At 72.3% G+C, this 14,620-nt stretch carries 11 protein-coding genes; 5 read left to right on the top strand and 6 right to left on the bottom strand.

Going from position 1 to position 14,620, the window contains the following annotated elements:
* Positions 1-25 precede the first annotated feature (25 nt).
* Complete coding sequence (locus ACFV9D_RS13215; protein WP_385144787.1) at positions 26-532, top strand: GNAT family N-acetyltransferase; 507 nt, start codon at positions 26-28, stop codon at positions 530-532.
* A 39-nt stretch (positions 533-571) separates the two neighbouring features.
* Here the strand turns inward: ACFV9D_RS13215 and ACFV9D_RS13210 are convergent, their stop codons facing one another.
* Both ACFV9D_RS13210 and ACFV9D_RS13205 read right to left on the bottom strand, forming a co-directional pair.
* A complete protein-coding gene (locus tag ACFV9D_RS13210) occupies positions 572-1,909 on the bottom strand; it encodes an MFS transporter (protein WP_385144785.1) in 1,338 nt (445 codons plus the stop codon).
* Between the two features lie 28 nt (positions 1,910-1,937).
* Positions 1,938-2,381, bottom strand: coding sequence for a MarR family winged helix-turn-helix transcriptional regulator (locus ACFV9D_RS13205; protein WP_385144783.1), 444 nt, complete (start codon positions 2,379-2,381; stop codon positions 1,938-1,940).
* A 132-nt stretch (positions 2,382-2,513) separates the two neighbouring features.
* Between ACFV9D_RS13205 and ACFV9D_RS13200 the strand changes: the two genes are divergently transcribed.
* Positions 2,514-2,735: a hypothetical protein gene (locus tag ACFV9D_RS13200; protein ID WP_361861230.1), complete on the top strand. Its 222-nt coding sequence runs from the start codon at positions 2,514-2,516 to the stop codon at positions 2,733-2,735.
* Here the strand turns inward: ACFV9D_RS13200 and ACFV9D_RS13195 are convergent.
* Entirely contained in the window at positions 2,705-4,159 is a 1,455-nt protein-coding gene (locus ACFV9D_RS13195) for an NCS2 family permease (RefSeq protein ID WP_385144780.1), read from the bottom strand. The two genes, ACFV9D_RS13200 and ACFV9D_RS13195, sit on opposite strands and share 31 nt — an antisense overlap.
* Before the next feature lie 143 nt (positions 4,160-4,302).
* Between ACFV9D_RS13195 and ACFV9D_RS13190 the strand changes: the two genes are divergently transcribed.
* Positions 4,303-4,587 carry a DUF2530 domain-containing protein gene (locus ACFV9D_RS13190; protein ID WP_385144778.1) on the top strand — a complete coding sequence of 95 codons (285 nt, stop codon included), beginning with the start codon at positions 4,303-4,305 and terminating at the stop codon, positions 4,585-4,587.
* 88 nt (positions 4,588-4,675) lie between these two features.
* Positions 4,676-7,084 carry an HAD-IC family P-type ATPase gene (locus ACFV9D_RS13185; RefSeq protein ID WP_385144776.1) on the top strand — a complete coding sequence of 803 codons (2,409 nt, stop codon included), beginning with the start codon at positions 4,676-4,678 and terminating at the stop codon, positions 7,082-7,084.
* A gap of 5 nt (positions 7,085-7,089) precedes the next feature.
* On the opposite strand, the gene ACFV9D_RS13180 is transcribed toward ACFV9D_RS13185, so the two are convergent.
* From ACFV9D_RS13180 to ACFV9D_RS13170, 3 genes are all read right to left on the bottom strand, one after another.
* Positions 7,090-8,451, bottom strand: coding sequence for a glycosyltransferase 87 family protein (locus tag ACFV9D_RS13180; RefSeq protein ID WP_385144774.1), 1,362 nt, complete (start codon positions 8,449-8,451; stop codon positions 7,090-7,092).
* Positions 8,452-8,656: 205 nt separating this feature from the next.
* Entirely contained in the window at positions 8,657-11,854 is a 3,198-nt protein-coding gene (locus ACFV9D_RS13175; RefSeq protein ID WP_385144772.1) for a sacsin N-terminal ATP-binding-like domain-containing protein, read from the bottom strand.
* 127 nt (positions 11,855-11,981) lie between these two features.
* Complete coding sequence (locus ACFV9D_RS13170; RefSeq protein WP_385144771.1) at positions 11,982-12,902, bottom strand: DUF3027 domain-containing protein; 921 nt, start codon at positions 12,900-12,902, stop codon at positions 11,982-11,984.
* A gap of 325 nt (positions 12,903-13,227) precedes the next feature.
* Between ACFV9D_RS13170 and ACFV9D_RS13165 the strand changes: the two genes are divergently transcribed.
* The gene (locus ACFV9D_RS13165) at positions 13,228-14,592 is read left to right on the top strand and encodes an MFS transporter (protein ID WP_385144769.1); all 1,365 of its coding nucleotides are present in this window, start codon (positions 13,228-13,230) and stop codon (positions 14,590-14,592) included.
* Positions 14,593-14,620: the final 28 nt, after the last annotated feature.

Below are 14,620 nucleotides of genomic sequence, written 5' to 3'. Positions count from 1 at the left end.
TCTGGCAGTGGCTAACCTGTGGCGGATGGAGATCACGATCAGGAAGGGCGGGGCGGACGACGTCCCCGCGATACTGGCGATGCTCGACAGTGCCGTCGTCTGGCTGAACGGCAAGGGGATCACCGATCAGTGGGGCACGAGGCCGTGGTCCGCCAGCGAGAAGTCGGTGAGTCGGGTCGAGGAGATCGTGGCCGAGGGCACCCCGTGGATCGCGGAGATCGACGGCGTCCCGGCCGGCACGGTCACGCTGACCCCTCATCCGGCGCCGTACGTGGCCCCGGCGGACGAGCCGGAGGTGTACGTCCACATCCTGGCGACGGACACGCGCTTCCACGGGCGGGGCGTGGGCGCGGCGCTGCTCGCGCACGCGGTGGAGGAGACCCGCCGCCAGGGCATCTCGCTCCTGCGGGTCGACTGCTTCGCGGGCAGCGAGGGCCGCCTGGTGGCGTACTACGAACGCCAGGGCTTCACGAGGACGGAACCGTTCACGGTCGGCGACTGGCCGGGCCAGGTCCTGGAACGCCGGGTGTGACGGGGGCGGCGGGGTGGAGCCCCGCCGCCCGCTCACCGGCTACGCCGCCGTCACCAACCGCTCCCGCGGTACGAACCGCACCCGCGGGTGGCCGTGGTGCCAGCCCAGGGACATCCGCAGGCCGCCGACCCGCGCGAGCACCAGGCCGACGACGCCCGCCGCCACCAGCGAGACGAGGCCGCCCGTCGCGAAGCCGATCCTCGGCCCGTACGTGTCGGTGATCCAGCCGAGCAGCGGCGCCCCGATCGGGGTGCCACCGGCGAAGACCATCATGTAGAGGCTCATGACGCGGCCCCGCATGACCGGGTCCGTCGCCAGCTGGACGGCCGAGTTGGCGGTGATGTTGACCGTGAGGCCGAACATGCCGATCGGGACGAGCAGCAGGGCGAAGAGCCAGAACGACGGGGAGAGCGCCGCCGCGATCTCCAGGAGGCCGAAGACCACCGCCGCGACGACCAGCATCCGCAGCCGCGTGCTGCCGCGCCGGGCGGCGAAGAGGGCGCCCGCGAGCGAGCCGGCCGCCATGAGCGTGTTCAGGAAGCCGTACGTCCCCGGGCCCACGTGGAAGATCTCCTCGGAGAACGCCGTGAGCCAGATCGGGAAGTTGAACCCGAAGGTGCCGACGAAGCCCACGAGGACGATCGGCCAGATCAGGTCCGGCCGCCCCGCCACGTACCGCAGGCCCTCCCGCAGCTGCCCCTTGCCCCGCGGCGCGCGCTCCACCTTGTGGAACTCTGCGGGGCGCATCAGCAGCAGCCCGGCCAGCGGGGCGAGGAAGAACAGGCCGTTGAGCAGGAACGACCAGCCGCTGCCGATGGTGGCGATCAGCAGGCCGGCGACCGCCGGGCCGACGAGCCGGGCGGACTGGAAGTTCGCGGAGTTCAGCGAGACGGCGTTGCGCAGGTGCTCGGGGCCGACCATCTCGGAGACGAAGGACTGGCGGGTCGGGTTGTCGACGACGGTGACCATGCCGAGCAGGAAGGCGATCAGGTATACGTGCCAGACCTGGACGTGGCCCGAGAGGGTCAGGACGGCGAGCGCGAGTCCGCAGAGGCCGAGGGCGGCCTGGCTGATCAGGAGGATCTGCCGCTTCGGGTAGCGGTCGGCGAGGACACCGCCGTAGAGGCCGAAGAGCAGCATCGGGAGGAACTGGAGCGCCGTCGTGATGCCGACGGCGGTGGCGGAGCCGGTGAGGCTCAGGACCAGCCAGTCCTGCGTGATGCGGGCCATCCAGGTGCCGGTGTTGGAGACGATGGCACCGGTGAAGAACAGCCGGTAGTTGCGTATGCGGAGTGAGGAGAAGGTTTCCCCCCGCCCGCGGGTGTGGGTATCGGGTTTATGGACGGGTGCGGAGTCTGCTCCGGGTCCCGTACTCAAAGTGCGTCGCCTCCTCGGCGTCCAGGGCCTACAGGTGTGCGAGCTTCTCCAGGACGGGGGCGGCCGCGCGCAGCTTGGCCCATTCGTCCTCGTCCAGGCCCTCGGCGAGGGTGGCCAGCCAGGCGTTCCGCTTGCGGCGGGACTTCTCGAGCATGGCCTCGGCCCGCTCGGTCTGGCTGACGACCTTCTGCCGGCGGTCGTCGGGGTGCGGCTCCAGCCGGACCAGTCCCTTGGCTTCGAGCAGCGCGACGATGCGGGTCATCGACGGCGGCTGGACGTGCTCCTTGCGGGCCAGCTCGCCGGGGGTGGCGGAGCCGCAGAGCGCCAGGGTGCCGAGCACCGACATCTCGGTCGGGCTCAGCGATTCGTCGACGCGCTGGTGCTTGAGGCGTCGACTCAGTCGCATGACGGCGGAGCGGAGCGCGTTCACGGCGGCGGCGTCGTCGGCGGTGCCGTGGGACAGGTCAGGCATGTTCTTTAGCATAACTCATTACCCAGTCTAAGTACCACCCGGAATGCCCATGACCGAATCTGTCACCCAAACGAGTGAGATGGATCCGGAAAGTGACGCACGAGGCCCGTTCCTGCCGCGACCCTGACGGGCATGGGATCGACAGTGCTCAGCCTGCGCATCGACGGTGAGCTGCTCGACCGGCTCAGGAGCCACGCCGCCAAACGCGGAATGAGCGTCCAGGACTATGTGGCCCGGACGCTCATTCGCGAGGACTTCGACGAGCGGTTCAAGACCGCCGTCGACGAGACGGAGAAGTTCTACGGGTCACCCGGACCCCAGGATCACGTGAGGCCGAGCGCCGGCATCGCGTAGTAGAAGACGAACACCGCCGACACGACGTACATGGCCACCGGGACCTCGCGGCCCCGGCCCGTCGCGAGCCGCAGCACGCTGAAGGCGATGAAGCCGATGCCGATGCCGTTCGTGATCGAGTACGTGAACGGCATCATCACCATCGCCAGGAACGCCGGCACCGCGATGGTGAAGTCGCTCCAGTCGATCTCCTTGATCGAACCGGCCAGGATCAGGAAGCCGACCGCGAGCAGCGCGGGCGTGGCCGCCTGGGACGGGACCATCGTGGCGAGCGGCGTGAGGAACAGCGCCACCGAGAACAGACCGCCGGTCACCACCGACGCGAGACCCGTACGGGCTCCCTCGCCGACGCCCGCCGTGGACTCCACGAAGCAGGTGGTGGCCGAGGAGGAGGTCGCGCCGCCGGAGGCGACGGCGAGGCCGTCCACGAGCAGCACCTTGTTGATGCCGGGGAAGTTGCCGTCCTTGTCGATCAGCTTCGCCTCGTCGCCGACGCCGAGGATGGTGCCCATCGCGTCGAAGAAGCAGGACAGCAGCACGGTGAAGACGAAGAGGACGCCGGTCAGCATCCCGACCTTCTCGAAGCCGCCGAACAGGCTCACCTCGCCGACCAGACCGAAGTCGGGCGAGGCCACCGGGTTCCCGGGCCAGGTCGGGGTGGTCAGACCCCAGGACGGGACCGTGGCGACCGCGTTGATCACCATCGCGACGATCGTCATCACGACGATGGAGATCAGGATGGCGCCCGGCACCTTGCGGATGATCAGCGCGAGCGTGAGCAGCGTGCCCAGGATGAAGACCAGGACCGGCCAGCCGGTGAGGTGACCGTCGCCGCCGAGCTGGAGCGGGACGGTGGTGTGCGCGGCGTCGGGGATGCGGGAGACGAAGCCCGAGTCGACGAGGCCGATGAGCATGATGAACAGGCCGATGCCGATCGCGATGCCCTTGCGCAGGCCGACCGGGACCGCGTTCATCACGCGCTCGCGCAGACCCGTCGCCACGAGCAGCATCACGACGATGCCGGCGAGGACGACCATGCCCATGGCGTCCGGCCAGGACATCCTCGGCGCGAGCTGGAGGGCGACGACGGTGTTGACGCCGAGTCCGGCCGCGAGGGCGATCGGGACGTTGCCGATGACACCCATGAGGAGCGTCGTGAAGGCCGCGGTGAGCACGGTCGCGGTGACCAGCTGGCCGCTGTCGAGCTGGTGCCCGTACATGTCCTTGGCGCTGCCGAGGATGATCGGGTTCAGCACGATGATGTAGGCCATCGCGAAGAAGGTGGCGAAGCCGCCGCGGACCTCGCGGGCGACGGTGGAACCGCGCTCGGAGATCTTGAAGAAGCGGTCGAGGCCGGAGGCGGCCGGCCCCTGGGGGGACTTCGGCTCAGGGGATATGGCCTTGGCGGGGGCCGTGGTGCTCATGGGGGTTCCTCTTCGGGGCGTCCAATTTGGCGGTTCATACGAGAGAAACCCGCCAGAGGCAAACCGTTTCAGTATGAACACATGAACGAAGGGGAGTCCATCTCCGCGCGTAGACCCCTTTTCCCGCCGCCTAGACTGACCGCATGGCGAAGTGGACCCCCAAGCACGAGGCACCCGAGCCCCTGGAGGGGCCCGTCGTCGCCACCATCACCGGCGGCACGATCCTCTGGTTCGTACTCTTCCTCGTCCAGGTCCCCTTCTACGGCTGGTTCGACGACCGGGACCTGACCTGGTGGGTGTGGACCTGCCTGGCCGGAGCCGGCCTGGGGCTGATCGGCATCTGGTACGTACGGAAGCGGGACGCCGCGATCAAGCGGCACGAGGCCGCCGAGGACGACGCCGCGAAGGACGCCTCCCCCACCCCGTAGTACCCCGGGACCATTTCCCTCCTCCCGCGGTCTGATCTTCGGCCTTCTCGGCGGGTGAACGCGCCCTTCCGGCCGTACCGTCGAAAACATGACTCAGCGGGCGAAGATCGACACGGGCGGCAGTGGGACCGCGGCGGACGAACCCCCCGTCGTCCACCACATCGCCGGACTGACCTCCGCCGAGGTCGCCGAACGTGTCGCCCGCGGCGAGGTCAACGACGTCCCCGTCCGCAGCTCGCGCTCCACCGTCGACATCGTCCGCGGCAACGTCTTCACCCGCTTCAACGCGATCATCGGCGTGCTCTGGGTGATCATGCTCTTCGTCGCGCCGATCCAGGACAGCCTCTTCGGCTTCGTGATCGTCGCCAACACCGGCATCGGCATCATCCAGGAGCTGCGCGCCAAGAAGACCCTCGACAGTCTGGCCGTCATCGGCGAGGCGAAACCGACCGTCCGGCGCGACGGGGTCTCCGCCGAGGTCTCCACCTCCGAGATCGTCCTCGGCGACCTCATCGAACTCGGCCCCGGCGACAAGGTCGTCGTCGACGGCGAGGTCGCGGAGGCCGACAACCTGGAGATCGACGAGTCCCTGCTGACCGGCGAGGCCGACCCGGTGGTGAAGAAGCCCGGCGACAGGATGATGTCGGGCTCGTTCGTGGTCGCGGGCGGCGGCGCGTTCACCGCCACCAAGGTCGGGCGCGAGGCGTACGCCGCCCAGCTCGCCGAGGAGGCGTCCCGCTTCACGCTCGTCCACTCCGAGCTGCGTTCCGGCATCTCCACGATCCTCAAGTACGTGACGTGGATGATGGTGCCGACCGCGATCGGCCTCATCATCAGCCAGCTCGTCGTCAAGGACACCAACTTCAAGGACTCCATCGCCCGGACCGTCGGCGGCATCGTCCCGATGATCCCCGAGGGGCTCGTCCTCCTCACCTCCGTCGCCTTCGCGATCGGCGTGATCCGGCTCGGCCGCAAGCAGTGCCTCGTGCAGGAGCTGCCGGCCATCGAGGGCCTGGCCCGCGTCGACGTGGTCTGCCTCGACAAGACGGGCACGCTGACCGAGGGCGGCATGGACGTCACGGAGCTGCGGCCCCTGAACGGCTCGAAGGAGGAGTACGTACGGAGGGTCCTGGGCGCCCTCGGCGAGTCCGACCCGCACCCCAACGCCTCGCTCCAGGCCATCATCGACGCCTACCCCGACTCGGAGGACTGGCGCTGCACCGAGTCGCTGCCCTTCTCCTCCGCCCGCAAGTACAGCGGCGCGGCCTTCAGCGAGGGCGACGGCGAGAACTCCGCCTGGCTGCTCGGCGCCCCCGACGTCCTCCTGGAGGCCGGGGACCCGACGCTCACCGAGATCGACCACCTCAACGAGCAGGGGCTCCGGGTCCTCCTCCTCGCCCGCACCACCCGCGAACTGGACGCCCCCGACGTCGCGCACGAGGCCCGCCCCGCCGCCCTCGTCGTCCTCGAACAGCGGCTGCGGCCGGACGCCGCCGACACCCTCGCCTACTTCGCCGACCAGAACGTGGCCGCCAAGGTCATCTCCGGCGACAACGCGGTCTCCGTCGGAGCGGTGGCCGGAAAGCTCGGTCTGCCCGGCGCCAAGAACACCGTCGACGCCCGCCACCTGCCCACCGAGCAGGCCGCGATGGCCGACGAACTGGACCGGAACGCGGTCTTCGGCCGCGTCACCCCGCAGCAGAAGCGGGACATGGTCGGCGCGCTCCAGTCCCACGGCCACACGGTCGCCATGACCGGCGACGGCGTCAACGACGTCCTCGCGCTCAAGGACGCCGACATCGGCGTGTCCATGGGCTCGGGCTCCGAGGCGACCCGGGCCGTCGCCCAGATCGTCCTCCTGAACAACTCCTTCGCCACCCTGCCGTCGGTGGTCGCCGAGGGCCGCCGGGTCATCGGCAACATCACCCGGGTCGCCACCCTCTTCCTGACGAAGACCGTCTACTCGGTGCTGCTCGCCGTCCTGGTGGTCTGCTCCCAGGTCGAGTACCCCTTCCTGCCGAGGCACCTGACCCTGCTGTCCACCCTCACGATCGGCGTCCCCGCCTTCTTCCTCGCCCTCGCCCCCAACAAGGAGCGCGCGAAGCCGAACTTCGTGAGACGGGTGATGCGGTACGCGATCCCGGGCGGCATCGTCGCGGCGGCGGCCACCTTCGCCACGTACCTCGTCGCCCGCTCCCACTACAGCGGCCCGGGCGCCCTCGACGCCGAGACGAGCGCCGCGACCCTGACGCTCTTCCTGGTCTCCATGTGGGTCCTGGCGATCGTCGCCCGCCCCTACACCTGGTGGCGCATCGCCCTCGTGGCGACCATGGGCGGCGCCTTCCTCCTCGTCCTCGTCGTCCCCTGGCTCCAGGACTTCTTCGCGCTGAAGCTGGTGGGCGTGACGATGCCCTGGACGGCGGTCGCGATCGCGGCGGCGGGCGCGGCCCTGCTGGAGTTCGCCTGGCGGTGGGTGGACCACAGGTTCCCGGCGTGACGACGTCAGCCGGAGACCTCCCGGGCTGAGTCGTCCCGTGCCGTCGCCGTCCACAGGCGGCGGCAGGAGAGGACCGCCGCCGTGAGCAGGAGGCCGTTGCGGGCGACCATCAGGGTGTTGCCCAGGGCCGAGCCGTGCATGACCTCCAGGTAGTGGAGCGGGTACGCGAACGCCGTCACGGCGGTCGCGGCGAGCAGGACCCACGCCACCGGGCGCTGAGTGGTGAGCCGGGAGGTGAGGCAGACCGCCGCAAGGCCCAGCAGCCAGACCATGTACTGCGGGCTGATCACCCGGCTGGTGACCGTGAACAGCAGGATCGCGGTGAGCGCCGCGTCGAACGGTGTCGCCTCCGTCCACCGCGAGGCCCGGCCCCGCCAGAACATCAGCCAGCCGAACGCGGCGGCCGTCGTCATCAGCGACAGCTGCGCCACCGTCGCCACGTGCTCACCGGCGAACTCCAGGGCTCCGTAGCGCGTTTCGACCCAGATCGGCATCCCCGACGCCCGCATCAGCGACAGCACCGTGCCGCCCAGCGACTCGATCTGGACACCCCGGGCGCCCTGCTGCTGCAGGAAGTCGAAGCTGTGCCGGAAGGCGACGGCGAGGACGGTCAGCAGCGCCGCCGCGGCCGCGGCGGCGGAGACCCAGGCGTCCCTGGTGGTACGGCCCCGCTCCACGCCCACCAGGGTGAGCAGCGGCCACACCTTGATCAGGGCGCCGAACGCGGCGAGCGCCCCGCCGAGGCGCGGGCGGCGACGGCCGGCGAGCAGCGCGAGGACGGCGAGGGCCGTCACCTGGATGTCGAACCGCCCGTGCGGCAGGTTCAGGAGCATGGGCAGCCCGGCGGTCCACAGCCAGGCCCCGGCGAGCCTGCGGCCGGGGCGGGCCAGGGCCGCCGTCACCACGGCGTCGGCGACGAGCGTGAGCACGAGGAACGCGGCGAAGTAGTCGAGGAAGGGCAGCAGCGACGGGGAGAGGAACAGCAGCCCGGCGCCCGGAGGGTACTGCCAGGTGACGTCGCCAACCGGGAAGGAGCCGTCGGCCAGCTGCTGGGACCACCGCGGGTAGAGGAAGGCCACCTCGGAGGAGACGTTGCTGACGCCGATGTCGTCCTGGACCAGCAGGTAGACCATGACGATCCGGGTCAGGCCCCACACCGCCCCGATCGCCGTGAGCGATCTCCCGGTGGTCCAGGTCGCGGCCCAGGCGTCCGCGCGGCGGGCCACCCTCTCCAGAGCACGCGCCGCCGCACCTCGGCCGCCGGCGAGGTCTTCCTGCTGAGGGGGGACGGCCGGGTCGGAGGTGGCCGGGTCAGGGCCCTGCTCGGGAGGAGCGCCGCCCAGAAGGCCGGCCTTCTGCTGCGTCATGGATCGGCAATGTAGACCGATTTGTCCACTGTCTCCGTGAACGAACCGCTCGCACCGCACGAGGACAACCATTTGCCCCCACCGCTCGTCCCCCTTGTGCAGGCACATGCCCCGCGAGCAGGGCGAGGGCTGACGCTCGAAGACACGCCCTAGGGCCTGTCTTCCGGATCATGCCGGGCTCGCGGCGTGATCCGAAAGACACGCCCTAGTCGAACCACCGGTCCCGGGCCAGTTCCGCCGTCCGGGACGGGTCCTCCAGGAGGGCCGCGACCTCGAAGCGGCGGGGCCACTGGCCGGCCGCCCAGGCCAGGCCCGCGGCGACGCCCTCCAGGGTGGCGGCGTGGATCGTGCCGTCGGGGGTGCGGCGCCAGTCGAGTTCGACGCCGGCGGCGCGGAGCTCCTCGTGCTCGACGTACGAGTCCGGGGTCGCCGGGCCGAGCAGGGCGTGCACCGAGGGCGGCACGTCGTGCTCCTCGCCGACCGTGGTGACCTCGGCCTCGACGGATTCGCTCAGCCGGCGCACCTGGAACAGCTCCGCCAGATCGGCCGCGCGCGACGGGGCGACCGGCAGCAGGGGCAGTCCGCCGGCCAGCGGGAGGAGGTCGGGGGCGTCCGCGACCAGCGCCTCGGCTGCGTCGACCACGACGAGTTCGCCGTCCACGACCGCGCGCAGCTCGTCGGGGAGCGTGACCTGCTCGGGGTCCAGGTCGGCGAGCGCGGTGTACAGGGCGTGCAGCTGGGCGCCGGTCACCTCGCGCTCGGGGGAGGCGAGGCGGGCCAGGAGTTCGGCCGCGCCGCCCGGCTCGTCGAGGAGCGCGGAGACCGAGGTGCGGACGCCCAGGGCGCGCAGGACCTGCTCGTCCTCGAACCCGGTCGCGTCGGCGGAGTCGTACAGGCCGATGAGCAGCGGGTCCGTGCCGGCGGCCCGCAGACCGGCCGGGCGGCGGCCGTCGAGGACCGGGTGGTCCCGGAGCCACCAGGCGGTGTACGACCGTACGGTCTCGGTCGTGCCGTCCGGCATCAGGACCCGTACGGGCTGGGTGAGCGCGTCCCGCAGCGGCGGCTGCGCGAGGAGGGCGAGCGCCTGCGGCCAGGCGTCGTCGTCGACGAGGTCCAGGTCCCGTACGGCCACGATCTCGGTCGCCACCGGCGGCACCGGCGCCTCCGGCAGCCGGTCGAGGACGTCCTCGCACCACACGTCGACGGCGTCGAGGAGCCCGGCGTCGTCGGGCTCGGCGAAGTCGCCTTCGCGGGGCTCCAGTTCGTCCGGGTCGAGTACGAGGTCGGTGGCCCGGACCAGGGCGAAGTTGGCGAGCACCCCGCAGGCGGCGAGCGGCTGCTCGCCCCACCGCTCGGCGAGGTCGGCGTCGCAGAGCGCCAGCTCGTCCTCGCTCATCACGGCGGCGAACGCACTGCCGGGCAGGACCAGTTCACCGGCCGGTGCGAGCTCCCCGTCCTCGTCGGGCAGGGCCAGCGCGCCGAGCCACGGCTCGTCGCCGGGCTCCAGCTCCGCGTCCCGGACGAGGGCGAGGACGGTCTCGACGAGCTCGTCGGCGTCCAGCGCGTCCGCATCCTCGTCCCAGATCTCCCCCGCGTCGAGGGAGCCGGCGACCGCCGCCCTGACCTGGGGTGTCGTCAGCACGGCACGGGGCGTGGCGGGCAGGGCGCCCAGCTTCTCCAGGAGGGGGTGGGCGGCCTCCGGATGGGCGACCTTGAGGCCGAGCCGGGTCAGGTCGGCGGGGGTGCGGTCCTGGGGCAGCAGGACGTGGCGGGGGCCGATGGTGGTGCGGGTCCGGGAGGCCTGCTCCTCGCGGCGCTCTCCGTCCGGGCCGGTGTCGTCCGGACGCGCGCCCGCGCCCGGGTCGGCCAGCGGGACCGGGAGGCCGGTCAGCCGGTCCGGGTCCACACCCGCCAGCGAGTCATACAGACGCCACCACCACGACGGCGCCCGGTCCACCCCGGCGAGCCGGTCGATCGCCTCCGTCAGCGGCACCCGCCCGATCCCCAGCGTGCGCAGCTCGGGCCGCCGCTCGAGCCCCGCGGGCAGCAGGGTCGGGAAGACCTCCGCCAGGACGGCGACGGTCTCGGCGCCCGCGCCCTCCACGACCTCCGCCTCCACGGGCCGCAGCGCCGGCACGTCCTCGGACGGCGCCTCGGGGGCCAGGAAGGCCACCCGCGGCAGGCGCTCCAGGATCGCCCCGCGCAGCGCCCCGTCCAGGGCGCCCTTGCCGAGCGGTCCGGGCACCAGGTCGATCGTGGCGACCGTCACCGGCTGCCAGTCCGCGAGGAGTTCGGCGTACGCGTCGGCCGCCCGCTCGACCAGGAAGTCCGTGAGCGGTCCGGGCGCGGGGTGGCGCCGGGCGGTGTCCAGCGGGAGGGAGGCGATAAGCAGGGCGGGCAGGCCGAGCGGTTCGTCGGTGGGGGTGGGGGCGTGGACGACGGGCGCGGTACGGGGGTACAGCGGGGCGCCCTCGCCGTCGACCGGTACGGCCCAGGTCACCGACCAGTGCGGGCGCAGCCGCTCCTCGACCGGCCGGTCCTTGAGGAGCGCGGGTTCGAGGGGGCCGCCGTGGCTGACGGTCCGCCAGCGGTGGGTGCCGGTGGAGGAGTCGGCGATGTGGACGTAGCCGTCCTCCTCGGAGCGGCGCATGGTCCGTACGCCGTCCGAGGTCTCGACCACGATCTCGGCGAGGCCGGGGAGGGTGAGGAGCAGGGCGTCGTCGATGGAGTCGAGGAGCCGCTCGGCGAGGTCGACGGCGGCGGAGTCGCGGAGCGGGAGGACGACGACGGTGTCGTAGCCGTCGGGGGCGGTGCCCTCGGCGGGCAGCGGGAGGCGCAGCAGCGGTACGTGGCCGTCGCGGCGGCGCAGTTCGTCCCCGAGGCCGGGGCTGTGCCGGGCGGCGTCGGCGGCCAGCTCGCGGGCCTCGGCGAGGGACCAGCGGACACCGCCGTGGCGGCCCAGGACGGCGGGCTCGTCGGAGACGGCGAGGACGGCGGCGAAGCCGACGCCGAAGCGGCCGACGGCGGCGGTGTCGTGCTCGCCGCGCTTGGCGGAGGCGCGGAGGGTGGACAGGGACTCGACGCCGGTGGCGTCCAGCGGCGCGCCGGTGTTGGCGGCGGCCAGGACGGCGGGGGCGTCGGGGCCGGCCTCGTGGAGCGTGAGCCGGAGGCGTCCGGTCACTCCTGCCCTGCGGGCGGCATCGGCGGCGTTCTGGGCGAGCTCGACGACGAGGCGGTCGCGGTAGCCGCCGAGGGCGAGGTCCTCCTCGGCGTTGGCGTCCTCCCGGAACCGGGCGGGCCCGGCCCCCCAGGCATCGAGCACGCCTCTCCGCAGCCGTGCGGTACCGAAGGGGTCGGCTCCGTCGGTCGACGTCCTGACGCTGACGCTCACGTCTGACTCCACTCTGCGGGGCGGGATTGTTCCGGGGCCCGAAGGTACCGCGACCTGCGACTCCCCCGCGCCGCGCTCCACCCGTTACGGCCCCAACGAACCGGCCCCCCGCGTCACGGGGGCCGGCGCGCGCCCGGGGCTATGAGTGGCCCAGGTCTTCCGATGTGCCGTCCGGTTCCGTCGTGGAGCCCGAGTCCTTCGCCGGCCGCAGCGGGAACTCGTCCGCGCCCATCGAGTCGAGCACCGGCGGCGCCGGACGCGGAGGCTTCGGCATGACCGCCGCCTCGGAGTGGCCGCCGCAGCCGTACGCGAGCGAGACGACCCGCCCGTCCGCCGGCGAGAACTCGTTCGCGCAGACACCGAACGCCTGCTTCAGCGAGCCCGCCAGCGGCACCAGGAAGGCACAGGACTCGCACGACGCCGGCGCGGCCTGCGCCATCGGCGTCTTCGCCCCGAACGACTCGTCCCAGCGGTCCGCCGCCACATGCAGCCCGTACCGCGAAAGCACCCGCGCCCGCCGCATGCCGAGCTCCTCGGCGACCGAGGCGATCGCGCCCCTGGACGGCGTACGGGAGACGATCTCGGCGTCCTCGGCGTCGAGGTGGTCCGCCATCTCCTCCGAGACCGCGGAGTTCGGCGGCGGCGCGTCCTCGCCGCTGTACCCCGGCTCGAGCCGCAGGTCGTCCTGCTCCGTCGGAAGCAGGTCCCCCGGCCCCATGTCGCCCGGCCGCAGCCGCTCGCTCCACGGCACCCACTCGGGAGCCATGAGCGCCTCGGAGCCCGGCAGCAGGACGGTTTCGTCAAGGGTGACGTTCTTGGCCCGCGAGGCGCGCGTGACCGTCACGGCCCAGCGCCAGCCGCGGTAGCCGAGCTCCTTGCACTCGAAGAAGTGCGTGACCACCCGGTCGCCCTCGGCGACGGCCTCCACATGCGCCCCGACGATCCCGGGCGCGGCCGCCTCCTCGGCGGCCGCCCGCGCCAGGTCTACCGCCTCGGCGCACAGGCGGTCGGGGGTACGCGGGGTACGCGGGGTACGGCTTCGCGTCGTCGCAGCACTCACAGGTCTCGCTTCTCTCCTACGCCGTCTCACGGGTGCGCCGGCCGAGGAGCGGGAGCGAAGCTACGGGCGGCGGGCGGAGCGGACCAGAGGGCCGCATCGACGTCCGCACCCGACATGTCTCGCGTGTCTCGGGCACACCTATCGTCATCCATTCTGCGGGATGCCGAAGAGGCGCGCGGCCGAGAACTTCCGCCGGTGGCGCGCTACGCACGCTACCCCCTCCGCCGCCCGCCGCCCACCTGCCCGCCCCAAGTGGCCCGGATCGTGGACCGGTGGCCCGCCGTGCCACGGTTCGTACGGGACGGGCGTGGGGCACTATGACGGAGTGGCAGCCGCACGGTCGTCCGCACGATCCCACGATCATGCCGGGCCGCTCAGCCGAGCGGGCCGGGCGGTCGGGCGCGCCCTTCACCTGCCGTTCACCGGTACGGCGAAGGGGATCAGAAAGGCGACGCACGCGCACGGCGCGGGCGAGTCGGGCCTGGGGAAGCTGATCGAGCTGCACGCCGTGAACGGCGCGGGCGACGTCATGATCACGGTCGCGCTCGCGTCCACGGTCTTCTTCTCCGTACCGACGGACGAGGCGCGCGGCCGGGTCGCGCTGTACCTGGCGATCACGATGCTCCCGTTCACCCTCCTCGCCCCCGTGATCGGCCCGCTCCTGGACCGCATCCCGCACGGCCGCCGCGCGGCGATGGCCGGGGCGATGCTCACCCGGGCGGTCCTGGCGATCACCATGTCGGGGGCGGTGGCCACGGGCGGCCTGGAGCTGTACCCGGCGGCGCTGGGCGTGCTGGTGGCGTCGAAGGCGTACGGGGTGGTCCGCAGCGCGGTCGTGCCACGGCTGCTGCCGCACGGCTTCTCGCTGGTCAAGGCGAACTCCCGGGTGACTCTGGCGGGCCTGCTGGCCACCGGCATCGCCGCGCCGATCGGGGCGGGGCTCCAGCAGATCGGGCCGCAGTACCCGCTGTACGGGGCGTGTGCGCTGTTCCTGCTGGGCGGGTACTGGGCGTTCCGGATGCCGCACAAGGTCGACTCGGCGAAGGGTGAGCGGCGCGCGCACCTGCTGACGCACGGCGAGAAGAAGCCGAGCCTGCGGACGGTGGGACCGGCGGTGCTGCACGGGCTGCAGGCGAACGCGGCGCAGCGGATGCTGTCGGGGTTCCTGATCTTCTTCCTGGCGTTCCTGCTGCGCGAGCATCCGCTGTCGGGGCAGAGCGCGGCAGTGTCGCTGGCGATGGTGGCGGTGGCGGCGGGGGTCGGGAACGCGTGCGGGACGGCGGTCGGCTCGCTCCTGAAGGATCGCGGCCACGCGCCGGAAGTGATCATCGCCACGATGATCACGACCGTGTGCGGGGCGGCGATCCTCGCGGCGGTGTTCTTCAGCGGGGCGATGGTGGCGGTGCTGGGGGCGGTGGCGGGCCTGACGCAGGCGCTGTCGAAGCTGTCGCTGGACGCGCTGATCCAGCGGGACGTGCCGGAAGTCGTGCGCACGTCGGCGTTCGCCCGGTCGGAGACGCTGCTGCAGATGTCGTGGGTGGTGGGCGGCGCGATCGGCATCTCGCTCCCGCTGAGCGGCCAGGTGGGGATGTCCGTGGCCGCCGGGATCCTGGGCCTGGGAGCGCTCCTGGCGGTCCGCGGCCTCCTGACGGCAGCCCGCAAGCCACTCCCGTCCCAACACCCGGAGTAGCCACCGGGGCCGCGCCCCGCTCTGAACA

The sequence above is a fragment of the Streptomyces sp. NPDC059875 genome, from assembly GCF_042731085.1.
Classification (GTDB): domain Bacteria; phylum Actinomycetota; class Actinomycetes; order Streptomycetales; family Streptomycetaceae; genus Streptomyces.
Note: the sequence above shows the minus strand (reverse complement) of the source record. Positions and strands in the feature narration are given on the sequence as shown.